The sequence below is a fragment of the Pseudomonas sp. D(2018) genome (assembly GCF_005502555.1).
GTDB lineage: Bacteria > Pseudomonadota > Gammaproteobacteria > Pseudomonadales > Pseudomonadaceae > Metapseudomonas > Metapseudomonas resinovorans.
Map to the genome: position 1 here is coordinate 14,084 of NZ_SCOK01000040.1, position 25,863 is coordinate 39,946.

Annotated in this window: 19 protein-coding genes; all 19 read right to left on the reverse strand. The window is 62.5% G+C overall.

The features are described 5' to 3' along the window. Positions 1–47 precede the first annotated feature (47 nt). Positions 48–1,283: an aspartate kinase gene (locus FFS60_RS21330; RefSeq protein WP_137823081.1), complete on the reverse strand. Its 1,236-nt coding sequence runs from the start codon at positions 1,281–1,283 to the stop codon at positions 48–50. 100 nt (positions 1,284–1,383) lie between these two features. Beyond that, the gene (alaS, locus tag FFS60_RS21335; RefSeq protein ID WP_028626383.1) at positions 1,384–4,008 is read right to left on the reverse strand and encodes an alanine--tRNA ligase; all 2,625 of its coding nucleotides are present in this window, start codon (positions 4,006–4,008) and stop codon (positions 1,384–1,386) included. A 264-nt stretch (positions 4,009–4,272) separates the two neighbouring features. Then, entirely contained in the window at positions 4,273–5,277 is a 1,005-nt protein-coding gene (gene ltaE, locus FFS60_RS21340; protein WP_137823082.1) for a low-specificity L-threonine aldolase, read from the reverse strand. An 80-nt stretch (positions 5,278–5,357) separates the two neighbouring features. Then, complete coding sequence (astE, locus tag FFS60_RS21345; RefSeq protein ID WP_137823083.1) at positions 5,358–6,356, reverse strand: succinylglutamate desuccinylase; 999 nt, start codon at positions 6,354–6,356, stop codon at positions 5,358–5,360. 9 nt (positions 6,357–6,365) lie between these two features. Beyond that, positions 6,366–6,656 carry a hypothetical protein gene (locus FFS60_RS21350; RefSeq protein WP_028626380.1) on the reverse strand — a complete coding sequence of 97 codons (291 nt, stop codon included), beginning with the start codon at positions 6,654–6,656 and terminating at the stop codon, positions 6,366–6,368. Positions 6,657–6,666: 10 nt separating this feature from the next. Then, complete coding sequence (astB, locus tag FFS60_RS21355; protein WP_137823084.1) at positions 6,667–8,013, reverse strand: N-succinylarginine dihydrolase; 1,347 nt, start codon at positions 8,011–8,013, stop codon at positions 6,667–6,669. After that, the gene (gene astD, locus FFS60_RS21360) at positions 8,010–9,473 is read right to left on the reverse strand and encodes a succinylglutamate-semialdehyde dehydrogenase (protein WP_137823085.1); all 1,464 of its coding nucleotides are present in this window, start codon (positions 9,471–9,473) and stop codon (positions 8,010–8,012) included. Before astD ends, astB begins: the two co-directional genes overlap by 4 nt. Further along, on the reverse strand, positions 9,474–10,496 hold the full coding sequence (gene astA / locus FFS60_RS21365) for an arginine N-succinyltransferase (protein WP_028626377.1): 1,023 nt from the start codon (positions 10,494–10,496) through the stop codon (positions 9,474–9,476). It lies immediately after the preceding gene. 115 nt (positions 10,497–10,611) lie between these two features. After that, positions 10,612–11,628 (reverse strand): arginine/ornithine succinyltransferase subunit alpha, encoded by a 1,017-nt coding sequence (aruF, locus tag FFS60_RS21370; RefSeq protein ID WP_028626376.1) that lies wholly within the window; start codon positions 11,626–11,628, stop codon positions 10,612–10,614. Between the two features lie 152 nt (positions 11,629–11,780). Next, positions 11,781–13,001: an aspartate aminotransferase family protein gene (locus FFS60_RS21375; protein WP_137823086.1), complete on the reverse strand. Its 1,221-nt coding sequence runs from the start codon at positions 12,999–13,001 to the stop codon at positions 11,781–11,783. Positions 13,002–13,519: 518 nt separating this feature from the next. Further along, positions 13,520–14,506, reverse strand: a complete 987-nt coding sequence (gene argR / locus FFS60_RS21380) for a transcriptional regulator ArgR (protein WP_137823087.1) — start codon at positions 14,504–14,506, stop codon at positions 13,520–13,522. Between the two features lie 96 nt (positions 14,507–14,602). Further along, positions 14,603–15,367, reverse strand: coding sequence for an arginine/ornithine transport ATP-binding protein AotP (gene aotP / locus FFS60_RS21385; protein WP_028626373.1), 765 nt, complete (start codon positions 15,365–15,367; stop codon positions 14,603–14,605). A gap of 19 nt (positions 15,368–15,386) precedes the next feature. Next, positions 15,387–16,499 (reverse strand): succinylglutamate desuccinylase/aspartoacylase family protein, encoded by a 1,113-nt coding sequence (locus FFS60_RS21390; protein ID WP_137823088.1) that lies wholly within the window; start codon positions 16,497–16,499, stop codon positions 15,387–15,389. Positions 16,500–16,503: 4 nt separating this feature from the next. After that, positions 16,504–17,202, reverse strand: a complete 699-nt coding sequence (locus FFS60_RS21395) for an ABC transporter permease (RefSeq protein WP_137823089.1) — start codon at positions 17,200–17,202, stop codon at positions 16,504–16,506. Next, on the reverse strand, positions 17,199–17,888 hold the full coding sequence (locus FFS60_RS21400; protein WP_028626370.1) for an ABC transporter permease: 690 nt from the start codon (positions 17,886–17,888) through the stop codon (positions 17,199–17,201). Before FFS60_RS21400 ends, FFS60_RS21395 begins: the two co-directional genes overlap by 4 nt. Before the next feature lie 108 nt (positions 17,889–17,996). Continuing rightward, positions 17,997–18,779 carry an ABC transporter substrate-binding protein gene (locus FFS60_RS21405; protein WP_137823090.1) on the reverse strand — a complete coding sequence of 261 codons (783 nt, stop codon included), beginning with the start codon at positions 18,777–18,779 and terminating at the stop codon, positions 17,997–17,999. A gap of 623 nt (positions 18,780–19,402) precedes the next feature. Continuing rightward, positions 19,403–21,358 (reverse strand): acetate--CoA ligase, encoded by a 1,956-nt coding sequence (gene acs / locus FFS60_RS21410; RefSeq protein ID WP_028626368.1) that lies wholly within the window; start codon positions 21,356–21,358, stop codon positions 19,403–19,405. Positions 21,359–21,661: 303 nt separating this feature from the next. Beyond that, complete coding sequence (gene putP, locus FFS60_RS21415) at positions 21,662–23,155, reverse strand: sodium/proline symporter PutP (RefSeq protein ID WP_028626367.1); 1,494 nt, start codon at positions 23,153–23,155, stop codon at positions 21,662–21,664. Between the two features lie 569 nt (positions 23,156–23,724). Next, entirely contained in the window at positions 23,725–25,785 is a 2,061-nt protein-coding gene (locus tag FFS60_RS21420) for a TonB-dependent receptor (RefSeq protein ID WP_137823091.1), read from the reverse strand. Positions 25,786–25,863: the final 78 nt, after the last annotated feature.

Consider the following 25,863-nt stretch of genomic DNA (forward strand, 5'->3'; position numbering starts at 1 on the left):
AAAAACGACAAAAGGCGCGGGGTGAGCCGCGCCTTTTGAAAATTGCCTTACTCGCCCTGTCGAGTCGGGGCGTCGAGCTCGAATGCGGTGTGCAAAGCACGGACCGCCAGCTCCAGGTACTTTTCCTCGATGACCACGGATACCTTGATTTCCGAGGTAGAGATCATCTGGATGTTGATGGTTTCCTTGGCCAGGGCTTCGAACATGCGGCTGGCAACGCCAGCGTGGGAGCGCATGCCGACGCCGACAATGGAGACCTTGGCGATCTTGGTGTCGCCGATCACTTCGCGAGCACCGATTTCGCTGGCGGTCTGCTCCAGCACGCGCTGGGCGTTCTGGTAGTCGTTGCGATGAACAGTGAAGGTGAAATCGGTGGTGTTATCGTGCGCCACGTTCTGCACGATCATGTCCACTTCGATGTTGGCGGCACTGATCGGGCCCAGGATCTTGAAGGCCACGCCGGGGATATCCGGCACGCCACGGATGGTCAGCTTGGCTTCGTCGCGATTGAAGGCGATGCCGGAGATGATCGGCTGTTCCATGGATTCCTCTTCATCAAGGGTAATGAGGGTGCCCGGACCCTCCTGGAAGCTGTGCAGCACGCGCAGCGGGACATTGTATTTGCCGGCGAATTCCACCGAACGAATCTGCAGCACCTTGGAACCGAGGCTGGCCATTTCCAGCATCTCTTCAAAGGTGATCTTGTCCAGGCGCTGCGCCTGGGGCACTACGCGCGGATCGGTGGTGTAGACACCATCTACATCGGTGTAGATCTGGCACTCGTCGGCCTTCAGCGCCGCAGCCAACGCCACGCCGGTGGTGTCGGAACCGCCACGACCGAGGGTAGTGATGTTGCCGTGCTCATCCACGCCCTGGAAGCCGGCGACCACGACCACGCGGCCGGCCTTGAGGTCGGCACGAATCTTCTGGTCGTCGATCTGCAGGATGCGCGCCTTGTTGTGGGCACTGTCAGTGAGAATGCGTACCTGGTTACCGGTATAGGAAACCGCCGATACACCGCGCTTGATCAGCGCCATGGCCAGCAGCGCAATGGTTACCTGCTCGCCAGTGGAAACCATCACATCCAGTTCACGCGGTACCGGCTGGTCGCTGATCTGTTTGGCCAGATCGATCAGGCGGTTGGTTTCGCCGCTCATAGCGGAAACCACGACCACGATGTCATCGCCGCCTTCGCGGAACTTCTTCACCTTCTCGGCCACCTGTTCGATGCGTTCGACAGTGCCGACCGAGGTCCCCCCAAACTTCTGTACGATCAAAGCCATTTCAAAAGCCGCCTAATCCCGTGAAGGGCGCCCATTAAACAATCAACGCAGAACACTGCCAAGGCCCGCCGGGCGTGGGGCGGGCCGATGGCGGAGGGCTTTAGAGCCCCTGCTCGACGAACGGTACGGCCAAGGCCAGAGCCTGTTCCAGGGCCGCAGCGTCGGTACCGCCGCCACGCGCCATGTCAGGGCGACCACCGCCCTTGCCGCCAACCGCTGCCGCGGCCTGCTTCATCAGATCGCCGGCTTTGAGTTGGCCGGTCAGGTCCTGGGTGACGCCGGCGACCAGTGTCACCTTGCCCTCCAGCGCACCGCCGAGCAGGATCACCGCGCGGCCGAGCTTGTTCTTCAATTGGTCGACCAGCGCCAACAGCGCATCGCCGTCCAGTCCATCCAGACGCGCAGCCAGCACCTTCACGCCTTTGACGTCGATGGCGGAAGACGCCAGATCGTCGCCGGCAGCGCTGGCCGCCTTGGCCTTGAGCTGCTCCAGCTCTTTCTCGAGCTGGCGATTGCGCTCCAGCAGTGCGGACAGTTTGTCCAGCAGGTTGTCGCGACTGCCTTTGACCAGGCCCGCGGCTTCCTTGAGTTGTTCTTCGGCACCGTTCAGGTAGGCCAGCGCAGCAGCGCCGGTCACTGCTTCGATACGACGAACGCCAGCAGCCACACCGCCTTCGCTGGTGATCTTGAACAGGCCGATGTCACCCGTGCGGGACACGTGGGTGCCGCCGCAGAGCTCGACGGAGAAATCGCCACCCATGGTCAGTACGCGAACCTGATCGCCGTACTTCTCACCGAACAGGGCCATGGCGCCTTTGGCCTTGGCTGTGTCGATATCGGTTTCCTCGGTCTCGACTTCGCTGTTCTTGCGGATTTCAGCGTTGACGATGTCTTCCAGCGCTTTCAACTGTTCAGGCTTTATCGACTCGAAGTGACTGAAGTCGAAGCGCAGGCGCTGGCTGTCCACCAGGGAGCCTTTCTGCTGCACATGATCGCCCAGCACTTGGCGCAGGGCCGCGTGCAACAGGTGGGTGGCAGAGTGGTTGAGCGCGGTGGCCTGGCGCACGGTAGCGTCCACCTGGGCGGTGACGGCAGCGCCCACACGCAGGGTGCCGTGGTCGACCACGCCGTGGTGCAGGAATGCGCCGCCGGCCTTGGTGGTATCACGAACGTCGAAGCGCAGACCGCTGGCGGCGATGAAGCCGCAGTCACCCACCTGGCCACCGGACTCGGCATAGAAAGGCGTGCGATCGAGGACCAACACGCCCTCCTCGCCTTCGGCGAGCTGTTCGACGGCCTGGCCGTCCTTGAACAGGGCGACGACCTTGGCATCACCATGGGTGCAGACATAACCGGTGAAATCGGTATCGGCGTCGACCTTGACCAGCGCGTTGTAATCCATACCGAAGGCGCTGGAAGCACGGGACAGCTCGCGCTGCTTATCCATTTCGCGCTCGAAACCTTCCTCGTCGAGGGTCAGGCCGCGCTCGCGAGCGATATCGCCGGTCAGGTCCATGGGGAAGCCGTAGGTGTCATACAGCTTGAACACCACGTCGCCCGGGATGACGGTACCGGAGAGGCCCGCCAGGTCCTGTTCGAGGATACGCAGGCCCTGCTCCAGGGTCTTGGCAAACTGCTCTTCCTCGGTCTTCAGCACGCGCTCTATATGCGCCTGCTGCTGCTTGAGCTCGGGGAAGGCTTCGCCCATCTCACCAACCAGGGCGGCAACGATCTTGTGGAAGAAGCTGCCCTTGGCGCCCAGCTTGTTACCGTGACGGCAGGCGCGACGGATGATGCGGCGCAGCACATAGCCGCGGCCTTCATTGGACGGCAGCACGCCATCGGCGATCAGGAAGGAGCAGGAACGGATGTGGTCGGCCACTACTTTCAGCGACGGCGCGTCGTCGTTGGCGCAACCAACAGCATCCGCGGAGGCTTTCAGCAGGCTCTGGAACAGGTCGATCTCGTAGTTCGAATGCACGTGCTGCAGCACAGCACTGATGCGCTCCAGGCCCATGCCGGTGTCCACGCTCGGGGCCGGCAGCGGGTGCATCACGCCGTCAGCCGTACGGTTGAACTGCATGAACACGTTGTTCCAGATCTCGATGTAGCGGTCGCCGTCTTCTTCCGGGGAGCCGGGCGGGCCGCCCCAGATGTCGGGGCCGTGGTCGAAGAAGATCTCGGTGCAGGGACCGCACGGGCCGGTATCGCCCATGGCCCAGAAATTGTCGGAGGCGTACGGAGCGCCCTTGTTGTCGCCGATGCGCACCATGCGCTCGTGGGGAATGCCGACTTCCTTGGTCCAGATGTCATAGGCCTCGTCATCGGTGGCGTAGACGGTGACCCAGAGTTTGTCTTTCGGCAGTTTCAGCCACTTGTCGCCGGTGAGGAATTCCCAGGCGAAATGGATGGCATCACGCTTGAAATAGTCGCCAAAGCTGAAGTTGCCCAGCATTTCGAAGAAGGTGTGGTGACGCGCGGTATAGCCGACGTTTTCCAGGTCGTTGTGCTTGCCGCCGGCGCGCACGCATTTCTGGCTGGTGGTGGCACGGGTGTAGGCGCGCTTTTCCAGGCCAAGGAAGCAGTCCTTGAACTGGTTCATCCCCGCGTTGGTGAACAGCAGGGTCGGGTCGTTGCCCGGAATCAGGGAGCTGGAAGCGACACGGGTATGCCCCTTCTCTTCGAAGAAGCTCAGGAAGGCTTCACGGATTTCTGCGCTTTTCATAGGTTCTTCCACGGAAACTGCGGCCACGACGGCGGGTGCAAATCGTTATCGGCGAAGGACGGCAAGTGGAAATCAGCGAGAAAGCAGCAGGTTTTCCAGAATATCCCGGCATTTCCCGCCTGTTTCCAACATTGCGCGCGAAACTCGCAGCCGTCTGGCGACGGACATACGAATCACCGGCAAAGGGCCGCATTATATCGGCCCTGCGCTACGGGGATAGTCTCTTTGTGCGATAGATGGCGGCTATTTATGCGCGCCGCCGACTCAGGCCTGCTGGAAAGCCGCAAAAGCCTCGATCACACGTGGAACATCGGCGGCCTGCACATCCAGGTGGGTCACCAGGCGCAGGCGCGCGGCCGGGCTCACGCGGATACCGCGAGCGGAAAGGAACGCACCCAATGCGCCGGCCTGATCACCGACTTGCACGTAGACCATGTTGGTCTGCACCGGTTCTACGGCAAAACCGAACTCCCGCAGCCCAGCGCCCAGACGCTCGGCGTTCGCGTGATCCTCAGCCAGGCGCTCGACCTGATAGTCCAGCGCGTAGAGGCCCGCTGCCGCGAGCAGGCCAGCCTGACGCATGCCACCGCCGACCATCTTGCGCAGGCGCCGCGCCTTGCCGATCAGGGCCGCGCTGCCGCACAGCACCGACCCCACCGGCGCCCCCAGGCCCTTGGACAGACATACGGAAACCGAGTCGAAGTGCCGGGTGATCTCACGGGCGTCCACGCCCAGCTTTACCGCCGCGTTGTACAACCGGGCGCCATCCAGGTGCAGGCCGAGGCCACGCCGGCGAGTCAGCTCACGGGCCGCCGCCAGGTAGCCCAGCGGCAGCACCTTGCCTTGCATGGTGTTTTCCAGGGCCAGCAGGCGGGTGCGGGCGAAGTGGAAGTCGTCCTGCTTGATGGCAGCTTCGACCTTGGAGAGGCCCAGGCTGCCGTCGGCCTCGCCATCGATTGGCTGGGGCTGGATGGAACCCAGCACGGCGGCGCCACCACCTTCGTACTTATAGGTATGCGCCTGCTGGCCGACGATGTATTCGTCGCCGCGCTCGCAATGGGCCATCAGCCCCAGCAGGTTGCTCATCGTGCCCGTGGGTACGAAAAGTGCGCCTTCGAAGCCCAGGCGCTCGGCCAGAGTGGCTTCCAGGCGATTGACAGTCGGGTCTTCGCCATAGACGTCGTCGCCCAGCTGGGCGCGCTGCATGGCCTCGCGCATTCCGGCAGTGGGTTGGGTGACGGTGTCGCTACGCAGATCAATCAGGCTCATGCCGGGCTCCTTGGATGGGCGAAGAGCCCGATCCTAAAGCCCGGCGCCGTGCGGGTACAGGTACAGAAAGGGATGAATCGTCAGACGTCGGCCGGCACGATCAGGATGCCCGCCCGCAGACCGTTCTTCACCTTGGGATTGGGGAAGATAATCCGCGCGCCCTGCTCTTCCACCACCCAGCGGGTACCGGCGATATCTTCCGCCAGCAGATAGCCCACGGGCAGCTCGCTGAAGTTCTCGATGTCCGGTGCCAGGTGCAGCCGGAAGGACTCGCTGTGCTTGATGATCTCCCGGGATACCGAGAACAGCTGCAAGCCATCCAGGCTTTCTCCGTCAGTGGCCGGCTCGCAGCCTTCGACGATCGAACACAGGCGAGCCTCCAGACGATCGAGGTTGACCTCCTCGTTGCTACCGAAAGGCCTCGCCTTGCCCAGCTCCAGGGTAAAGGCTTCGGCCCCCAGGCACGCGTAGGTGTAGGAACTGAAGGTGATACCGGTCTTGTTCTGCAGCAGCACCGCGTCTATCCCGGCGTCGCGCAGGCGGGCCAGTTCCTGGCGCGAATGCTCGCGGCCCTCGACATAGGGGTACAGCGCGAACTGCTCGATCTTGGAGCCACGGATGGCGGTGTGCAGATCGTAGTGCAGGCGGTCGCGGTCAGGCTTGCTGAAGAACGCAGCAGCGTATCGCTCCAGTTCTCCGGCACGCATGGCTTCGAAGCCACTGGATTCGGCATGGCGGCCATTGAACAGACGGTTGACATCCTGCTCGACGAAGCGATCGCCACGACGGATGGCCTCGGGGTTGCCCAGCAGGAAAAGTATACGTGCGCGCGGCTTGAGCTGGCCGCGTGCGATGGACTGGACCAGGCGGTCCAGAAGTTCGATCGGGGCGGTCTCGTTACCATGCACCCCTGCCGAAAGCAGCAGGTCCAGCCCGCTGTCTTCGGCGGCTGGCGGGGTGACGTCCAGCGCCCCCTCGCCCAACCAGTGCAGGCGCACGCCCCCGGATGTCAGCTGGATCTTCTCGGTCGGCTCACGGCCGGCGAGGGTCAATTCGAGCAGTTTTCCGAGGGCTAGCATCCTGTTACCTCAATGATCGTGATCGCAGTCGGGACCATGGACATGGTCGTCGTCAGCGTCGGCGTCGGCCGGTTCCATTTCCAGTTGCAGGCTGACCAGGTTGGTAGCCAGCGGGCGCAGCAGCAGGTTGGCGTACTCGGTGTCACCTTCCTCCACATCTACGCCAATCAGCAGCTGACCGTTGCCGGCCTGCTGGATCCAGACTTCCTTGCCCTGCCAGATAACGGCGAAACGGGTGCAGGAGGTTTCGAGCTGGGTGCCGTCGGTATCTTCGAGGATAAGTTGCAGGGCATCGGACATTTCAGGTTTCTCAGTTGAGCTGGAAGGGATAAACAGCGCCCAGTTTAAGGATCTGCGTCAGTTCATCCAATGCCGTCCGGCACTCCACCAGCAATTGCGGGTCGGCCAGGTCGGCTTCACTGAGGCGGTCACGGTAGTGCTTCTCGACCCAGGTGGTCAGGGTGGCGTGAAGTTGCGGGGACATGATCACCCCCTGATTCACCGCTGCCAGCTCGTCTTCCTTCAGCGCCACGCGCAGGCGAAGGCAAGCCGGCCCGCCGCCGTTCTGCATGCTCTGCTTGAGGTCGAAGACCTTCACTTCGCGGATCGGGCCCTGGTCCGAAGTCAGCTGGCTCAGGTAGTTCCAGACGTTGGCGTTGCTGCGGCACTCTTCCGGCACGATCAGCAGCATGCTGCCGTCAGCACGACTAAGCAGCTGGCTGTTGAACAGGTAAGAACGCACTGCGTCCTCCACCCCCACTGCGCTGCGCGGTACGCGCACCGCCTGGAAACGACCACCACGCTTGCCCAGCTTGCTGTCCAGCTCGGCCAGCACCTTGTCAGTCTCGAGGAAGGCATCCTCGTGGTAGAACAGCACTTCGCCATTCCCCACCGAAATCACGTCGTTGTGGAACACACCCTGATCGATCACCGCCGGGTTCTGCTGAGCGTAGACCACGCCTTCAGATCCCAAACCATGCAGACGGGCGACCGCCTGGCTGGCCTCCAGGGTCTGCCGCGCCGGGTAGCGTTGCGGCGCTGGGAAACGGCTGTCGAAGGCGCTGCGTCCGAACACGAAGAATTCGACACCGGCATCACCGTAGCCCTTGCAGAAGCGGGTGTGGTTGGCCGCACCTTCGTCGCCGAACTGGCCAACTGCGGGCAGGGCAGTATGGTGGGCAAAGAATTTGTCATTGGCGAACATCGCGCCCAGCACGCGGCTGGTAGTCGGGTGCTCGATGGAACGATGGAACTTGCAGTTCAGGTTGGCAGCAGTGAAATGCACGCGGCCATCCGCGGTGTCGGCGCTGGGGCTGACGGTGCAGGAGTTGGCGGTCCACATGCTGGAGGCGGAACTGCAGGCAGCCAGAAGCGGCATGGCTTCCTTGGCGGCCTTGGCGATCACTTCGGCATCGGTGCCGGAGAAACCCAGGCTGCGCAGGGCGGCGACGTCCTGGCGTTCCTGAGGGGCGAACACACCCTGCTTGAAGCCCATTTCCATCAGTGCCTTCATCTTGCCCAGGCCCTGCAGCGCAGCTTCCTTCGGATTGGAAACCGCCTGGCTGTTGCTCTGCGAGGCGACGTTACCGTAGGACAGACCGCCATAGTTGTGGGTCGGACCGACCAGTCCGTCGAAGTTCACTTCATAGGCGTTCACAGGCTGACTCCTGGAGTAAGGGTTGCAGGCAAGGCAAGGGTTTCGCTTTCCAGCGACGCCACCGGGTAGGCGCAGTAGTCAGCGGCATAGTAGGCGCTGGCGCGATGGTTGCCGGACGCACCTACACCACCGAAGGGTGCGCTGCTGGCGGCACCGGTGAGTTGCTTGTTCCAGTTGACGATGCCGGCGCGGCTCTCGATGAGGAACTGCTGGTAGCGCTCGGCGGAGTCCGACAGCAGACCGGCAGCCAGGCCGTACTGAGTGGCGTTGGCCTCCGTGATGGCGGCATCGAAGTCGCGGTAGCGGATTACCTGCAGCAGCGGACCGAAGAACTCCTCGTCGGGGCGATCGACCACGGCGGTCACGTCAAGAATGCCGGGGGTCAGCAGTGCGGCGGTCGCCAGCGGCTGGGACATGGCCAACAGTACCTTGGCTCCACCCGCGACAAGATGGTCCTGCGCCTTGATCAGATGACGGGCGGCATCCAGGGAAATCACCGACCCCATGAACGGTGCGGGCTGGGCGTCGAAGGCACCGACCTTGATGGTACTGGCGACACTCACCAGGCGTGCCAGCAGGGCATCGCCCCAGGCGCCTTCCGGCACCAGCAGGCGGCGGGCACAGGTGCAGCGTTGGCCGGCGGAAATGAAGGCCGATTGAATGATGGTGTAGACCGCGGCGTCCACGTCCTGCACCTGGTCCACCACCAGCGGGTTGTTGCCGCCCATTTCCAGGGCGAGGATCTTGTCCGGTCGGCCGGCGAACTGTTGGTGCAGCAGGTTGCCAGTGCGGCTGGAGCCGGTGAAGAACAGGCCGTCCAGACCTGGATTGCCCGCCAGGGCGATGCCGGTCTCACGGCCGCCCTGAACCAGATTGAGCACGCCAGCCGGCAATCCGGCCTCGATCCAGCACTTGACGGTAAGCTCGGCGACCTTTGGGGTCAGCTCGCTGGGTTTGAAGATCACCGCGTTACCAGCCAGCAGTGCGGGCACGATGTGGCCGTTGGGCAGGTGACCAGGGAAGTTGTAGGGGCCGAACACCGCCACCACGCCGTGGGGCTTGTGGCGCAGCACGGCGGTGGCATCGGCCAGGGGGCCGCTCTTTTCGCCGGTACGTTCGCGGTAGCTCTGAATGGAGATGGCGACCTTGTTGACCATACTGGTCACTTCGGTCGCGGACTCCCACAGCGGTTTTCCGGTTTCTTCGCCTATGCAACGAGCCAGCTCATCGGCGTGGTTGCGCAGGGTCACAGCGAACTGTTCGAGGATGGTGATGCGCTCTTCCAGCGGGCGGCGCGCCCAGGCCGGGAAGGCAGCGCGCGCAGCCTTGGCGGCTTCCTCGACCTGATCAGCAGTCGCGCCGCGGCCGGACCAGACGACCGCCTGGGTCACAGGGTTCAGCGAATCGAACGCCTCGCCCCGCCCTGCCTGCCAATTACCAGCAATGAAGTGAGTGCTCATTTATACGGACTCCTTGGCCGACAGCGGCACGGCGCGAACCGAGGCGCCGGCGGAGAGTTTCAGGCGCTTGGCGGTCAGCGCATCCACCACCAGGGTACCGGCGGCCAGACGGGCGGGCGCGGCAGTGATGCGGCAGTCTTCGCGCTTGCGGTTATGGATCAGGAAAGGCGTAGCGTCGTCGCCCGGCGTGCCAACAGCCAGCACCAAGTTCTGGCTATCGCGCACGGCGCGAATCTTCGCGGTCTCGCACTCGATGGCCGGACCGGCGTCGAAAATGTCGACGTAGCCCTGATAGCTGAAGCCCTCGCTCTTGAGCATGGCCAGCGCGGGTTCGGTATCGGTGTGCACGCGGCCGATAATGTTGCGCGCCGCTTCAGACAGGAAGCAGGTGTAGAGCGGGAACCTGGGCATCAGTTCGGCGATGAAGGCCTTGTTGCCCACGCCGGTAAGGTAGTCGGCGCGGGAGAACTCCATCTTGAAGAAGTGCCGCCCGAGGCTTTCCCAGAACGGGGAAACACCGTGCTCGTCAGACATGCCGCGCATCTCGGCAATCACCTTGTCACCGAACAGCTCCGGGAACTCGGCGATGAACAGGAAGCGCGCCTTGGACAGCAGCCGGCCGTTCAACCCCGTGCGATGACCGGAATGGAGGAACAGCGAGCAGAGCTCGGAGTTGCCAGTCAGGTCATTGGCCAGGAACAGCGTGGGAATCTGGCGGTGGATGTTCAGCTCCTGGGAGGCGCTGACGGTCAGGCCGACCCGGTAGTTGTACCAGGGCTCACGCAAGCCCACGGCGCCGGCCACGGCGGAAATGCCAATAACGGTGCCATCGTCGTCTTCGAGGACGAACAGGTAGTCCGCATCGGCGCGCTCGGCCTCGCCATGGAATGCCTTCTCCGCCCAGCCGACTCGATGCGCCAGGCGCTCTTCATTGGCCGGCAGCGTGGTCAGGCCTGCGCCAGTGCTGCGCGCCAGGTCGATCAGGGCCGGTAAATCGGCGCTGCGTACGGGACGAACGATCATAGTGCCTCCAGAAATTGCGCTTCCTTCCGTCCGGGAAGAAAGCCAGGGAGAGAGCGGTGCTCTCATCCGGCCCAACCAGGGGCCACCTCCTCCCGACGGGAGGAGGGTCTAAGACTCAAACGGCAATCAGTCGAACGCTGGCGCCTTCGCCAACACCCAGGGCTTCGGCGGCTTCTTCGCCAAGCACCACAGGTTTGCCGGGCACCCAGTCGAGTTCGGCGACGATCGCACGGAAATCCTGCAGCTGGCCGTTGCACACCAGGTACTGGCGGCCACCCTTGCCCTGGTCACCCAGCTTCACCGGCACCATGCGGCTCTGGGCGATGGAGCGGATGCTCGAAGTGCGGGCGTGAAGGGTCGGACCACCGTCGAAGATGTCGATGTAGTTGTCGGTCTCGAAGCCTTCGCGCATCAGGATGTCGAAGGTGATCTGCGCACGCGGATGCACCTGCCCCATGGATTCCTGGGCTTCATCCGGCAGCAGCGGCACATAGATCGGGTAGTGCGGCATCAACTCGGCGAGGAAGGTACGACTCTTCAGGCCGGACAGGCGCTCGGCCTCGGTGTAGTTGAGGTCGAAGAAATTACGCCCCACCGCATCCCAGAACGGCGACTCGCCGTGCTCGTCGCTGTAGCCGACGATCTCCACCACCACCGCGTCGGCGAAGCGCTCCGGGTTGCTTGCCATGAACAGCAGACGGCCGCGGGAGTTGAGTTCGGCAACGGAAGTGTTCACCAGGTCGCGCTCGACGTAGAAACTGGTCAGCAGGCTGTTGCCGGTGAGGTCATGGCAGAGCGACAGGACATGGATCTTGTTGTGGATCGACAGCGAACGAGAGGCATGCACGAAAGTCTCGTTACGGAAGCTGTAGAAGGGTTCGGAAAATCCGGCCGAGGCGACGATCGCCGAGCAACCTGCCAGACGGCCAGTCTTGCTGTCCTCAAGGACGAAGAAATAGCTCTCCTCGCCGTTGAAGCTCACCTCGGCAGAGAAGGAAGCCTCGGACGCGGCAATCTTCTCGCCCAGCACCTGGGCGTCATCCGGCAGCGAAGTGACACCCACGGGGCTGTCCGCGGCCAGGCGCTGGACTTCAGCGAGATCGGCCATTTGCGCGGGGCGCATCACCAACATGGGGGTCACTCCTTTTCTTGTTGAAAACCCCGAACGAACCAGTGGTTCCATTCGGAGGAAGGCCGGGCCCCTATGGCCCGCGCTCACGCATGAATCTGTTCCATCCCTGGGATCGCAGCGCAGCGCTTCCCTGCGCCGCGTCCAGCAGAGGCTTACGCCTGGGTCAGCTTGGCGACAGCGCGCTCGAAGCGATCCAGCCCTTCATCGATGTCCGCATCCGGAATAACCAGACTCGGCGCGAAGCGCACCACGTCCGGGCTGGCCTGCAGGACCATCACGGCTTCCTGTTCGGCGGCATTCAGCACGTCCTTGGCCTTGCCCTTCCAGGCGTCGGAGAGGACGGCGCCAATCAGCAGGCCCAGGCCGCGAACTTCGGTGAAGATGCCGTACTTGGCACCGATGGCTTCGAGACGGGTCTTGAAGCGGTCGTGCTTGGCGTTGATGCCGCGGAGCACTTCCGGGGTGTTGATCACGTCCAGCACGGCTTCGGCGACAGCGCTGGCCAGCGGGTTACCGCCATAGGTGGTGCCATGAGTACCCACGGACAGGTGCTTGGCGATTTCGCTGGTAGTCAGCATGGCGCCGATGGGGAAACCGCCGCCCAGGCTCTTGGCGCTGGAGAGGATGTCCGGCGTCACACCATAGTGCTCGTAGGCGAACAGGTGACCGGTACGACCCATGCCGCTCTGCACTTCGTCGAAGATCAGCAGCGCGTTGTGCTCGTCACACAGCTTGCGGGCGCCTTCCAGGTAAGCCTGGTCGGCCGGCAGAACGCCACCCTCACCCTGCACGGGTTCCAGAACCACAGCACAGGTCTTGTCGGAAATGGCCGCCTTCAGGGCATCCAGATCGTTATAGGGCACATGGCTGATGCCTTCCATCTTCGGGCCGAAGCCGTCGGAGTACTTCGGCTGGCCGCCAACGGTCACGGTGAACAGGGTACGACCGTGGAAACTGTTGGTGGCGGAGATGATCTCGTGCTTCTGTGGGCCATAGACGTCATGGGCATAACGACGGGCCAGCTTGAAAGCCGCTTCGTTGGCCTCGGCACCGGAGTTGGCGAGGAACACGCGCTCGGCAAAGGTGGCGTCCACCAGTTTCTTGGCCAGGCGCAGGGCAGGCTCGTTGGTGAAGACGTTGGAGACGTGCCAGATCTTGTTGGCCTGCTCGGTCAGCGCCTTGACCAGCGCCGGGTGCGCGTGGCCCAGGGAGTTCACTGCGATACCGCCGGCAAAATCGATCAACTCGCGACCGGACTGGTCCCAGACTCGGGAACCCTGACCACGCACCGGAATGAATGCAGCGGGGGCGTAGTTGGGAACCATCACCTTGTCGAAATCGGCGCGCTCGACCTGCGCATGCTCAACGGACATCAGTTTCTCCTGCCATGAACGGCTAGTGATGAAAGGATTGTAGGGACTGATTCGGGGTTGGCATTGCCACCATGCGACAACTTCTTACAGCACCAACCCCGCGAAAACCGGCGCTTATGGAAATGCGACAGAAAGCGTCGGGAAGGCGCAGTTTAAACGCTGATCGCCGCTGCTACGCACCCGCAGGGAAATTTTCTCCACAGGGTGACTGATGGGTATTGATGCTCGAAGGGATTGGAATATCTGTGGGGGTGAATTTGTTGGATCCGTCTGCAGTACGTGTTGCAAGCAGATGCATTGCCCGTAGGAGCTGGCTTGCCAGCGAATGGCCCCGCTTCGCTGGCAAGCCAGCTCCTACAAGGCTCCTGGCCCAATGGTAAATCTCTCGCAACAGCTAACGCAGACATAGCCAATTTATTCGCCAAGGGCAGAGCATCTGCCCCATGGAAACCCGAAAGGCTGGCCTGCGGCCCGCCTGGCGAATGCATTCGCCCCTACAAGAGAAGTGCGGTGAGAGATCAGCCGCGCTCGGCCACTGCGACCGGCTGCTGGGTGTCGAAGGGGCTGGAACCACGACGCTGGTTGCGGTCTTCGCGAGGGGTGACGCCGAAGAAGTTGCGGTAAGCGCTGGAGAAGTGCGGACCGGAGGAGAAGCCGCAGGACAGGCCGATCTGGATGATCGACTTGCTGGTTTGCATCAGCATCTGGCGCGCCTTGTTCAGGCGCAGCTCCAGGTAGTACTGGCTGGGTACACGATTGAGGTACTGCTTGAAGATCCGCTCCAACTGACGACGGGACACGCAGACATGCTGGGCAATCTCGTCGGTGGTCAGCGGCTCTTCGATATTGGCCTCCATCAGCAGCACGGCCTGAGTCAGCTTCGGGTGACTGGAACCCAGACGATTCTGCAGAGGAATGCGCTGCCGTTCGCCGCCTTCGCGGATGCGCTCGACTACCAGCTCCTCGGATACCGCCCCAGCCAATTCGGCACCGTGGTCACGGGCCAGCACTGCCAGCAGCAGGTCGAGTACCGCCAGACCACCGCAGGCAGTAAGACGATCACGATCCCAGTCGAACAGATGGCTGGTGGCGATCACCTTGGGGAAGCGCTCGGCGAAATCATCCTGCCAGCGCCAGTGCACTGCTGCGCGATAGCCATCCAGCAGGCCCAGTTGCGCCAATGGATAGACACCCGCGGACAGGCCGCCAATCACGCAGCCGGCACGTACCGCATGCTTGATGGCCGCCGACAGCGCCGGCGACATCTGTGCCGGCGGCTCATCGGCCAACAGGAACAGGCGCTGCAGACCCTCCAGCTTGCCGGCCCAGGCTTCGCCGGGCAGGCGCCACGCCGCTTCGGCAGCCGGTTCGGCCTGCAAGAAGGACATCTCGTAAACCACTTCCGGATGCAGTCGCTGGGCAACGCGCAGAGCTTCCTCAGCCAGCGCCAGAGTCAGCGCCTTGGTACCGGGCCAGAGGAGAAAAGCGATTCGATGGGCAGTCATGGCAGGCAGCTTAGCAGACCCCGGTAAAAGGAAAGGGACAAGGCAAGGACAGGTTTCGAATGCGTCGCGGCGGCCCTGGGGCCGCCGCGACGGAGCTCACTTGAGGCTGCCGGAAAGGAACTGTTTGAGGCGATCGGATTGCGGATTGGCCAGCACTTCCTTCGGGCAACCACGCTCTTCCACCAGTCCCTTGTGCAGGAACACCAGCTGGTTGGAAACCTCGCGGGCGAAGCCCATCTCGTGGGTCACCACCACCATGGTGCGGCCTTCCACCGCCAGGTCTTTCATGACCTTGAGCACTTCACCCACCAGCTCCGGATCCAGTGCCGAGGTGGGTTCGTCGAACAGCATGACTTCCGGCTCCATGGCCAGGGCGCGGGCGATGGCCACGCGCTGCTGCTCACCACCGGACATGTGCGCCGGGTAGGCGTCCTTGCGATGGGCCACACCCACTTTCGCCAGGTAATGTTCGGCCTTCTCGATGGCTTCTTTCTTCGGCACACCAAGCACATGCACCGGGGCTTCGATCACGTTCTCCAGGGCGCTCATGTGCGACCAGAGGTTGAAATGCTGGAACACCATGGCAAGGCGCGAACGCATGCGCTGCAGCTGTTTGGCATCGGCCGCTTTCAGGCCACCGTCCTTGTTGGCCACGAGCTTCAGCTCTTCGCCATTGAGGAGAATCTTGCCGCCGTGGGGCTGCTCCAGCATGTTGATGCAGCGCAGGAAGGTACTCTTGCCCGAGCCGCTCGAGCCGATGATGCTGATGACGTCGCCCGCCTTTGCCGCCAGGGACACTCCCTTGAGGACTTCGTGGCTGCCATAGCGCTTGTGCAGGTCTTGGACTTCCAGTTTGTACATGGTTTCGGTCTCGTTTGGCTCAGTCGCTCAGCAGGCGTCCCTGACGAATAGGTTCACGGCCGGCCACCTTGGCCAGCCACAGTCCAGGTTGCGCGAAACGCATCCGCTCACGCGCGAACAGCACGCCGTCTACCGAGGCGCAAACCACGGCATGGCGGTCTTCAAGTGGATCGATCACCTCGAACAGCGGCTCACCCGCCTTGACCTTCGCGCCAGCGGGCTGCAGGAAGCTCACCACGCCGGAATGCGGCGGGTAGAGGTACTCGGCGCCCTCGAAAGGCGTGGCTTCGCAGCAGACCTCGGGCGCCACCGGCCAGTCACCAGTGATCAGACCCTGCTCGGCGAGGAAGGCCAGGATGGCTTCGGCGCGCGCTTCGGCCAGCGGCTTGTCGGTATCGGCCATGCTGCCAAGCTCAACGGTCGTCGCCATGCAGGCCGGAGGAATAGACGCTTCGGGGAAGCGCTGGGCCAGGCGCAGCCAAGGCAGCGAACAGGATTCATCGAAAGAGCTGCCACCGGAATCTTCGGCGGTCAACACCGCACCGGCCTCCAGGCGCGCCGCCAGCGGACGCAACCCTGACCAGTGCTGAGGCAGGCAGTACAGATGCACGGCCGCCTCGAAGTCGCAATGCAGGTCCAGCACCAGGTCGGCATCGCAGGCATGCTGCAGCAGCAGCCGTTGCATGCCCGCCAGCTCGGAACCGGCCGGGGGCAGCGCGGCCAGTGCCTCGCCCATTGCCTGGCGGATCAGCGCCACGTTGGCCGCGGCGTCGGCACCCAGACGACCTTCCAGGCGCTCGGCCACCAGGCCGGCCAGGTCAGCGAAGTCACGGTTGAAGTTCTTGCCGCTGCCCAGCTCGAAGCGACCCTGCTGGACCGCCTGGAGCACCTGGCCAAGCCCCAGGGGGTTGGCCACTGGCACCAGTTCGATCACACCGTTCAGGCGGCCCTGCCCTTCCAGCTCACGCAGGCGACGCTTGAGCTCGACCGCAACGCGCATGCCCGGCAACTCATCAGCATGCAGCGAGGCCTGGATGTAGGTCTTGCGCGCGCCATTGCCGAATCGGAAGACCGTCAGTTGGCGGCGGGTTCCCAGGCATCCCCAGGGCAGCTCGTGGTCAATACGTTGCATGACGTCAGGCCTTGCGCGGGGCCAGATAGGCCAGGTAGCGACGCTCGGCGGCCTTGAACAGGCGCACCAGGATGAAAGTCAGGCACAGGTAGAACGCGCCTGCGGTAATGAACGCCTCGAACGGCAGGTAGTACTGCGAGTTCACGGTGCGCGCGGCGCCGGTGATGTCGATCAGGGTGACGATGGACGCCAGGCTGGTGGTGTGCAGCATCATGATGACTTCGTTGCTGTACTGCGGCAGCGCACGACGCAGGGCCGACGGCAGCAGGATGCGGCGGTAGAGCTTGCCGCGGGACATGCCCATGGCCTTGGCCGCCTCGATTTCGCCGTGGGGCGTGGCCTTGATGCTGCCAGCAAGAATTTCCGCAGTGTACGCGCTGGTATTGATGGCAAAGGCCAGGCAGGCGCAGAAGGTCGCATTGGACAGGTAGGGCCAGAGGACGCTCTCGCGCACGGCCTCGAACTGCGCCAAGCCGTAGTAGATCAGGAACAGCTGCACCAGCATCGGAGTGCCGCGGATCACATAGGTGTAGAGCCAGGCCGGGAAGTTCACCCAAGGCTGCTTGGATACACGCATCAGCGCCAGCGGAACAGCTGCAGTCAGCCCCAGAGCCAGGGAGATGGCCAGCAGCTTCAAGGTCACCAGCACGCCACCGAAGTAGAGCGGCAGGCTCTCCAGGATCACGTTGTAGTCGAAGATCATAGTTCAGCCGCCTTGATGCCTACCGAGTAGCGTCGCTCCATGTAGCGCAGCGCCAGCAGGGAAACGCTGGTCAGCACCAGGTACAACGCGGCAACCGCGAGGTAGAAGGTGAAAGGTTCACGGGTAGCGTCCGCTGCACTTTTGGCCTTGAACATCATGTCCTGTAGGCCGACCACCGAAATCAGCGCGGTGGCCTTGGTCAACACCAGCCAGTTGTTGGTGAAGCCGGGAATCGCCAGGCGAATCATCTGCGGCACGAGAATGCGGAAGAACACCTTGGGGCCGCTCATGCCATAGGCCATCCCCGCCTCGCCCTGCCCTTTCGGAATCGCCATGAAGGCACCGCGAAAGGTCTCGGACAGGTAGGCGCCGAAGATGAAGCCAAGGGTAAAGACGCCGGACCAGAAGGGGTCCAGGTCGATGTAGTCGTCGTAGCCGACCATCGGCGCGACGACGTTCACGATCTGCTGACCGCCGTAGAAGATCAGCAGGATCAGCACCAGGTCAGGAATGCCGCGGATCACGGTGGCGTAGGTCTCCCCCAGCAAGGACAACCACTTGATCGGGGACAGTCGAAAAGCCGCACCGATCAGGCCGAGCACCACTGCCATGGTTATGGAAGACAGGGCCAGCAACAGGGTGAGCCAGGCACCATCGAGAATGGTCGAGCCGTAGCCGTTGAGCATGATTCAGATCCTCATGCAGCGCGCCGGAATGCTCCGGACGGCACCGCCACAACGAAAAAGTGGCACAAACCGCTATGTGAAGTTTGTGCCACTTTCAGGGAAAAGCGATTACTCGCCGTAGACGTCGAACTTGAAGTACTTGTCCTGTACTTCTTTGTACTTGCCATTGGCGCGGATGGCGGCGATGGCGGTGTTGATCTTCTCGGCCAGGGCCTTGTCGCCCTTGCGCACGGCAATGCCGGCGCCTTCGCCGAAGTACTTCTTCTCGGTGAAAGCCGGACCTACCAGGGCGAAGCCCTTGCCGGCGTCGGTCTTGAGGAAGCCGTCGTCGATATTCACCACGTCCGCCAGGGTGGCGTCGAGGCGACCAGCGGACATGTCCAGGAAGATCTCGTTCTGCGAGCTGTAGCGAACCACTTCAACACCGGCCGGCGCGAAGACGTCGGTAGCGTAGCGGTCATAGATGGAGGCGCGCTGCACGCCGACTTTCTTGCCCTTGAGGTCGGTCAGCGGGTCATTGATGACGGTGCCTTCCTTCATCGCCAGGCGAGCGGGGGTGTGGTAGTACTTCTTGGTGAAGTCCACCGACTTCAGGCGCTCTTCGGTGATGCTCATGGAAGACAGTACGGCGTCGAACTTGCGTACTTTCAGGGCCGGGATCAGGCCATCGAACTCCTGCTCGATCCACTTGCACTCGACCTTCATTTCCGCGCACAGGGCGTTGCCGATGTCGTAGTCGAAACCGGTGATGGTGCCTTCCGGCGTCTTGAAGGCGAAGGGCGGGTAAGCGGCTTCAATACCGATGCGCAGGGGCTTGGCGTCCTCAGCAATGGCGGCCAACGGCGACAACAGGGACAGCGCCATGGCGCCGAGAAGTGCAATCTTCTTCATGTTATGACTCCTTCAAAGGGATATGGCTTCTGTTGGCAGCGTGAGAATTCGCCCAGACGGTCCACGAATTGTAGGAAGAGTCGTCGTCTTTGCTGTCTGAAAGCTGTAGGCAAAAGGCTCCGACTGGGTGTGCGGCATTCTAGCCACAGCCCTTAAGTCGATATTTCTTCAATGCGACAACAAATTACAGAAGCACCGAAGAGGGGGATGAAGAGCATTGACAGGCACTAAGAAAAATGCCGAAAGGATTAGATGCAGAACCCAATAGCAAGGCAATTATCGGACCACAAAACTTAAGCCCCTTTTATTCCGCGACCTTGCGAGTTTCACCTTGTTTCTCGAGGCCCGAATAACGCCCCAATTAAGGACAACGCGTTCCCAATGGAACCAGAATGGTGCGACCTGTAACGGGGACTGTTACTCGACCACCCCTCTCCGGCCGAAAACTCGATAAGAAATCGGTATTTGCAGCGAGGCATTGATGCCCGGCCTGCGGGGCCGACTGCAGTCGCGCTACTTTCCCGGCGCGACTGAACGCAACGGCAACGTGCGAGCGCACAGCTCCTGAAATGCAAAACCCCGCCCCGGCTTGTGGCCAGGGCGGGGTTTGCGACAAGCCCCGATCAGGCGGCTTGCATGGTGCGGTGAGTATCGATGAGGTGCTGCACCACGCCGGGATCAGCCAGGGTGGAGATGTCACCGAGGGAGTCATATTCGGCGACGGCGATCTTGCGCAGGATGCGGCGCATGATCTTGCCCGAGCGGGTCTTCGGAAGGCCCGGAGCCCACTGGATTACATCTGGGGTAGCGATCGGACCGATCTCCTTGCGCACCCAGTTCCTCAGTTCCTGACGTAGCTGCTCGGAAGACTCCTCTCCAGCGTTCAGAGTGACGTAGACGTAGATGCCCTGCCCTTTGATGTCGTGGGGCATACCCACCACCGCAGCCTCGGCCACTTTCGGGTGGGCGACCATGGCGCTCTCGATTTCTGCAGTACCCATGCGGTGGCCAGAGACGTTGAGCACATCATCCACTCGACCGGTGATCCACCAGTAGCCGTCTTCGTCGCGACGAGCGCCGTCGCCGGTGAAGTACATGCCCTTGAAGGTCTTGAAGTAGGTGTCGACGAAGCGGTCGTGATCGCCGTACAGGGTGCGCGCCTGGCCCGGCCAGGAATCGATGATCACCAGGTTGCCCTCGGTCGCGCCTTCCAGGATGTTGCCGAGGTTATCCACCAGTGCTGGCTGCACGCCAAAGAACGGACGCGCAGCGGAGCCCGGCTTCATGGCGTGGGCGCCCGGCAGCGGAGTCATCAGGCAGGCGCCGGTTTCGGTCTGCCACCAGGTATCGACGATCGGGCAACGGCCCTGGCCGACATTCTCGTAATACCAGTGCCAGGCTTCCGGGTTGATCGGCTCACCCACCGAACCCAACAGGCGCAGGCTGGAGCCGTCAGCGCCTTCGACCGCAGCCTTGCCCTCGGCCATCATGGCGCGAATGGCGGTGGGGGCGGTGTAGAGAACGTTGACCTTGTGCTTGTCGATGATTTTGGCGACGCGAGTCATGTCCGGGTAGTTCGGCACGCCTTCGAACATGACAGTCGTCGCGCCGTTGGACAGCGGACCGTAGACCAGATAGGTGTGGCCGGTGACCCAGCCGATGTCGGCGGTGCACCAGAACACCTCGCCCGGGCGGTAATCGAATACGCGCTCATGGGTCAGCGACGCGTAGGTGAGGTAACCCCCTGTGGTGTGCAGTACGCCCTTGGGTTTGCCGGTGGAGCCGGAGGTGTAGAGGATGAACAGCGGATCCTCGGCGCCCATTTCCTTTGGCGCGCAGGTGCTACCCGCCACCTTCATCAGATCCTCGTACCAGACATCGCGATGCTGGTTCCACTTGATATCGCCGCCCGTGCGCTTGACCACGATGATCTTCTGCACGCTGCTGGTTTCCGGGTTGGTCAGCGCGTCGTCGACATTGGCTTTCAGCGGGGTCTTCTTGCCGCCGCGCAAGCCTTCGTCGGCGGTGATCACCACCTTGGAGCGGCAGTCGATGATGCGACCGGCCAGGGCTTCAGGGGAGAAACCGCCGAACACCACGGAGTGGATGGCACCGATACGGGTGCAGGCCAGCATGGCCACCACGGCTTCCGGGATCATCGGCATATAGATAGTCACCACGTCGCCGCGGTGAACATCCTGGCCGCGCAGGGCGTTGGCGAACTTGCAGACGCGCTCATGCAGATCGCGGTAGGTGATGTGCTCGTGCTCGGAAGGGTCGTCGCCTTCCCAGATGATCGCGACCTGGTCGCCACGCTCGGCAAGGTGGCGATCCAGGCAGTTGGCGGAAACGTTGAGGGTGCCGTCAGCGAACCACTTGATATCGACGTGGTGGTCGTCGAAGGAGGTCTGCTTCACCTTGGTGAAAGGCTTGATCCAGTCGATGCGCTTGGCCTGTTCACGCCAGAAGCCATCGGGATTGATCACGGACTGCTGGTACATGGCTTTGTAGGTCGCCTCGTCCGTCAGGGACTGGGCGGCCACTTCAGGGCGGACCGGATACAGAGAAGCAGCACTCATGGGTCTTACCTCGGTGGGTAGTTGTTTTTGTATGGCGTCTTTTGTATCCCCCGCCCTTCTGTAGGGCCATTCGACCATGGTCTTACCAAACTCGGACTATGGTCGGAGCTGCAAAAATGACGTACGGCTGAGCCCTGGCGAACAGGCTCCACCCAAGCACGCCACAACCTTTTCCGGGGCGAAAAAAAACCGGCCCGATATCCGAGGATATGGGCCGGCGAAGCACTATCGGGTCGTTGGTGAGAGCCCGGACATCAAGCCCGGCTGATGGCACGCGGACGACCGGCCGCGCGCCATACAGAGTCAGACGTGGGCGTCCTGGTATTCCTTCTCGGCTTCGTCGAAGCGCTTGAGCATGGCGGCGGACGGGCCGTTGCCGATGCGGCTGAAGATCAGGATGCCGAGGGTGCAGAGGATGAAGCCCGGAACGATTTCGTACAGGCCGGTCCAGCCGAAGAAGTTCTTCCACAGGACCACGGTGACCGCGCCAAGGACCATGCCGGCCAGCGCACCGTTACGGGTCATGCCTTTCCACACCAGAGAGAGAATCACCACCGGACCGAAGGCGGCACCGAAGCCAGCCCAGGCGTAGGACACCAGGCCCAGCACCTTGCTTTCCGGGTTGGAGGCGATGGCGATAGCGATCACGGCCACCAGCAGCACCATGGCACGACCGACCCACACCAGCTCCAGCTGGCTGGCATTCTTGCGGAAGAAGGCCTTGTAGAAGTCTTCAGTCAGGGCACTGGAGCACACCAGCAGCTGGCAGCTCAGGGTGGACATCACAGCGGCCAGGATTGCCGACAGCAGTACACCGGCAACCCAGGGGTTGAACAGAATCTTGGCCAGTTCGATGAACACGCGCTCGTGGTTCTCACCCACGGCACCAGCCTGCTCCGGATGGGCGGAGAAGTAGGCGATGCCGAAGAAGCCGACGGCCACGGCACCAGCCAGGCAGAAGATCATCCAGGCCATGGAGATGCGACGGGCATTGGGGATGGATTTGACCGAGTCGGCAGCCATGAAGCGCGCCAGGATGTGCGGCTGGCCGAAGTAGCCCAGGCCCCAGGCGAGCAGGGAGATCACGCCGATGAAGGTAGCGCCCTTGAGCATGTCGAAGTTGGTCGCGTCCTTCATTTCGATGGCCATGAAGGTCGGATCGACGCCACCGGTGGCGATCATCACGATGATCGGGGTGAGGATCAGGGCGAAGATCATCAGGCTGGCCTGGACGGTATCGGTCCAGCTTACCGCCAGGAAACCACCGACGAAGGTGTAGCAGATGGTGGCGGCAGCACCGGCCCACAGGGCGGTTTCGTAGGAAATGCCGAAGGTGCTCTCGAACAGACGGGCGCCAGCCACGATGCCGGATGCGCAGTAGATGGTGAAGAACACCAGGATTACCACGGCGGAGAAGATGCGCAGGATGCGGCTGTTGTCTTCGAAGCGGTTGGTGAAGTAGTCCGGCAGGGTCAGGGCGTTGCCGTTGTGCTCGGTCTGCACGCGCAGACGGCCGGCAACGAACAGCCAGTTGAGGTAGGCACCAACGATCAGGCCGATGGCGATCCAGCTTTCAGAGAGACCGGAGAGGTAGACGGCACCCGGCAGGCCCATAAGCAGCCAGCCGCTCATGTCTGAGGCGCCGGCGGACAGTGCGGTAACGAAGCTACCGAGGCTGCGGCCACCGAGGATGTAGTCGGAAAGGTTGTTGGTGGAGCGATAGGCATAGAAGCCGATCAGCACCATGGCCGCGATGTAGATCACGAAAGTGATCAGTGTCGGGTTACTCACACTCATGGGGGTCTCCCCTGCTCGTTTGTTTTTATTCGGATGCGGCGGGTATCCGCTCCGTGGTTGCTATTTGGCAGACGCTTTTGGCGGCTACCGGTTTACTTCCCGACCACGTCAGCCATGGGGCCGATGCAATCCCGGTCGGGCAATGGTCACAGAGCATCCGGCCCTGCCAGTACGACTGGTGAATCCGGACCGGGGGTCCAGTCCACCAGGCGTATCAATGAATTCCTTTCGGCGCCTCATGGGTTACGGAGGCCGCGCTGCCATGGACCGCGATGAAGAGAACGTCAAGCGGGTGGGCTTGGCGGACCAACACCGAACCGACGTGACTGGCTATCGACATCACGCCCCTTTACTCACCGGGATCGCTACTACTTTGGTCTAGTACAACCATTCCGGCTCGCAAGGGCACGCCAGACTGCCGGCGGTCGCAAGGCGAGTGCGGAATTTAGAGACATGGCCTTACGCCTTTCTTGTCAGATTCTCTGATTCATTTTCAGAATCCTCTGATTCAGGGAACTTTCCGCCAAAAGGTGCAACCGGCTGCCCCGTAGAGCAGCCGGTACATCGCCTCAAAACACGAGGCGCAGCCCCAGCGTCAGGTTGCGCCCAGGAAGGACAACCTCATCCTTGATAAAGGAACTGTGGTTGCGCCCAACGGAGTCCAGCAGGTTGCTCCCCTTCAGATAAACCTGATAGTCGGTATTCTGCAAACGCCCGTCGTAGGTCAGCGAAGCGCCGAGCATGTTGTAACCACCCGTTTCGCTCTCATACGCCGCTACCTCGTCCTGACGCTGCACCCGGTAGAACTCCAGCTGGCCGGCCAGCGACGGGGCGAGGCGTTGATCGAGGCGCACGCCCAACCGATCCGCCGGAATACGCGGCAGGTCGCCGCCATCACGCAGTTTTCCACGCACATGATCACCAAACAGGCTCGCCTGGGTGGCAGCAGTGAAGCGGTAGCTGACCTCACCTTCTGCGCCGGTCAACACGGCATCGTCCTGGCTGTACTGGATCTCGCGCATGCCACCACCGATGTCACGTCCCGTGTCGGCGGCGTAGATGAAGTCGTTCACCTGGTTGCGGTACAGACTGAGACTGAACTGGATACGGCCGGTGTGCTTGCGCAATGACAGCTCGGCATTGTGGGAGGTTTCTTCCTCCAGCTCCGGATCGCCCAGTTCTACTGTGCGAGTCGCCGCGTGAGGGCCGTTGGCATAAAGCTCCTCGGCGGTGGGCAGGCGCTGCGAGCGCGACAGGGTCAGGCCAAGTGAATATTCCGGGGCGAAACTCCAGACCGCCCCGGCCGAAGCCGAGGTACCGCGATGACTGGCGCCTCGCTGGCCTTCAGCGTCGATGTCCTGCCACTCGTGACGCAAACCGAGCTCGTAGCGCCAATCGCCAACCCGGTACTCCTCCAGCAGGAAAAGGCCATGGTTGCGCGTGAGTGTTGGCGGCACGTAGGCCTCTTCACCCAGCGCTTGAAAATCGCGCCGCAGTGTCTGACCACCCAGCACACCACGCCAGCCCAGCAGCGGCGCATGGGTCAACTCCAGACGGGCATCGGTAGCGTCGTTGCGGAAGGTGGTCGAGGTCTCGCCTCCTTCTATTTCCCGGTGCTCATAGTCACTATGACCCACCCGGAGTCGGCCCATCTCGAAACCCGGCAGCGGTTCACGGTACTCACCACGCAGGTCCCAGCGACGCTGCTCCATGTCGATGTAAGGCACGCCGCCTTCGGCATCCTCGTGGTCGTGATCTTCGTCATGATCGTCGTCATGGCCTTCATCGTCATGGCTCGCGCAGTGCCAGTCGCGCGGATCGTGCACATGGCAGTCAGCATGCTCGTGGGCCAGCAGACCGTAGCGATTGTTCTGCTGGGTGTAGGCCAGGCCGAGGTAACCACGGTCACCGATCCAGCTGCCACCGAGGGTGGCAGTATCGGTGTCGTTGTAGGAGCCCGTCTGTTTGCTGGAACGAGGCTCGCCTCCGGCACCGGGAATCTCGTACGCGTCATCCTGGCGCTTGACCCCCTCTACACGCATCGCGAACTGCCCTGCTCCGGCAGTCAGGCCGAAGGCCCCGGCACCTTCGTTGGCCACGCTGTTGGCGCGCAGCTCGACTTCCCCCTCGTAACCCTTCTCGGGAATGTAGGTAGGCACTTTCTTGTCGATCACATTGACCACACCACCGATGGCTCCACCGCCATAGAGCAAGGTCGCCGGTCCTTTGAGCACCTCGATACGTTCAACCAGCATCGGCTCCAGGCTGACCGCGTGATCAGGGCTGATCGTGGAGGCATCCAGAGCATCGACCCCATCGCTGAGAACCCGCACCCGAGCGCCATCCAGGCCCCGGATGACCGGGCGACTGGCCCCCGCGCCGAAGCTGCTGGAATGCACGCCTGGCAGGCCGTCGAGGGTTTCCCCCAGGGTCGCCTCGCGACGCAGCATCAGTTGGTCGCCCTGTAGCACGGCCGCCGGGCTGACCATGTCGTTGGGTGAGCTGGACAGGGCGCTGGCGCTGATGACGTTGCTCTCCAGCTCCAACGGTGTCCTGGCCTCGTCAGCCAGGGCAGCCGCACTCGGCGCCAGGGCAATGGCCAAGGCGAGACGATGGTGAAACGCTTTCATGTTGTACCTCTGATATCCGTATGACGCACCGCATTGCACGGTGCTGTTGGCAGACACGCGCAGGGATGATCACTGCGA

Bases quoted from the DNA above. Each gene is read 5' to 3' on its own strand.
- FFS60_RS21330 (WP_137823081.1), bottom strand. From the start codon at position 1,283: ATGGCTTTGATCGTACAGAAGTTTGGGGGGACCTCGGTCGGCACTGTC.
- alaS (WP_028626383.1), bottom strand. From the start codon at position 4,008: ATGAAAAGCGCAGAAATCCGTGAAGCCTTCCTGAGCTTCTTCGAAGAG.
- ltaE (WP_137823082.1), bottom strand. From the start codon at position 5,277: ATGAGCCTGATTGATCTGCGTAGCGACACCGTCACCCAACCCACTGCC.
- astE (WP_137823083.1), bottom strand. From the start codon at position 6,356: ATGCTAGCCCTCGGAAAACTGCTCGAATTGACCCTCGCCGGCCGTGAG.
- FFS60_RS21350 (WP_028626380.1), bottom strand. From the start codon at position 6,656: ATGTCCGATGCCCTGCAACTTATCCTCGAAGATACCGACGGCACCCAG.
- astD (WP_137823085.1), bottom strand. From the start codon at position 9,473: ATGAGCACTCACTTCATTGCTGGTAATTGGCAGGCAGGGCGGGGCGAG.
- astA (WP_028626377.1), bottom strand. From the start codon at position 10,496: ATGATCGTTCGTCCCGTACGCAGCGCCGATTTACCGGCCCTGATCGAC.
- aruF (WP_028626376.1), bottom strand. From the start codon at position 11,628: ATGTTGGTGATGCGCCCCGCGCAAATGGCCGATCTCGCTGAAGTCCAG.
- FFS60_RS21375 (WP_137823086.1), bottom strand. From the start codon at position 13,001: ATGTCCGTTGAGCATGCGCAGGTCGAGCGCGCCGATTTCGACAAGGTG.
- argR (WP_137823087.1), bottom strand. From the start codon at position 14,506: ATGACTGCCCATCGAATCGCTTTTCTCCTCTGGCCCGGTACCAAGGCG.
- aotP (WP_028626373.1), bottom strand. From the start codon at position 15,367: ATGTACAAACTGGAAGTCCAAGACCTGCACAAGCGCTATGGCAGCCAC.
- FFS60_RS21390 (WP_137823088.1), bottom strand. From the start codon at position 16,499: ATGCAACGTATTGACCACGAGCTGCCCTGGGGATGCCTGGGAACCCGC.
- FFS60_RS21395 (WP_137823089.1), bottom strand. From the start codon at position 17,202: ATGATCTTCGACTACAACGTGATCCTGGAGAGCCTGCCGCTCTACTTC.
- FFS60_RS21400 (WP_028626370.1), bottom strand. From the start codon at position 17,888: ATGCTCAACGGCTACGGCTCGACCATTCTCGATGGTGCCTGGCTCACC.
- FFS60_RS21405 (WP_137823090.1), bottom strand. From the start codon at position 18,779: ATGAAGAAGATTGCACTTCTCGGCGCCATGGCGCTGTCCCTGTTGTCG.
- acs (WP_028626368.1), bottom strand. From the start codon at position 21,358: ATGAGTGCTGCTTCTCTGTATCCGGTCCGCCCTGAAGTGGCCGCCCAG.
- putP (WP_028626367.1), bottom strand. From the start codon at position 23,155: ATGAGTGTGAGTAACCCGACACTGATCACTTTCGTGATCTACATCGCG.
- FFS60_RS21420 (WP_137823091.1), bottom strand. From the start codon at position 25,785: ATGAAAGCGTTTCACCATCGTCTCGCCTTGGCCATTGCCCTGGCGCCG.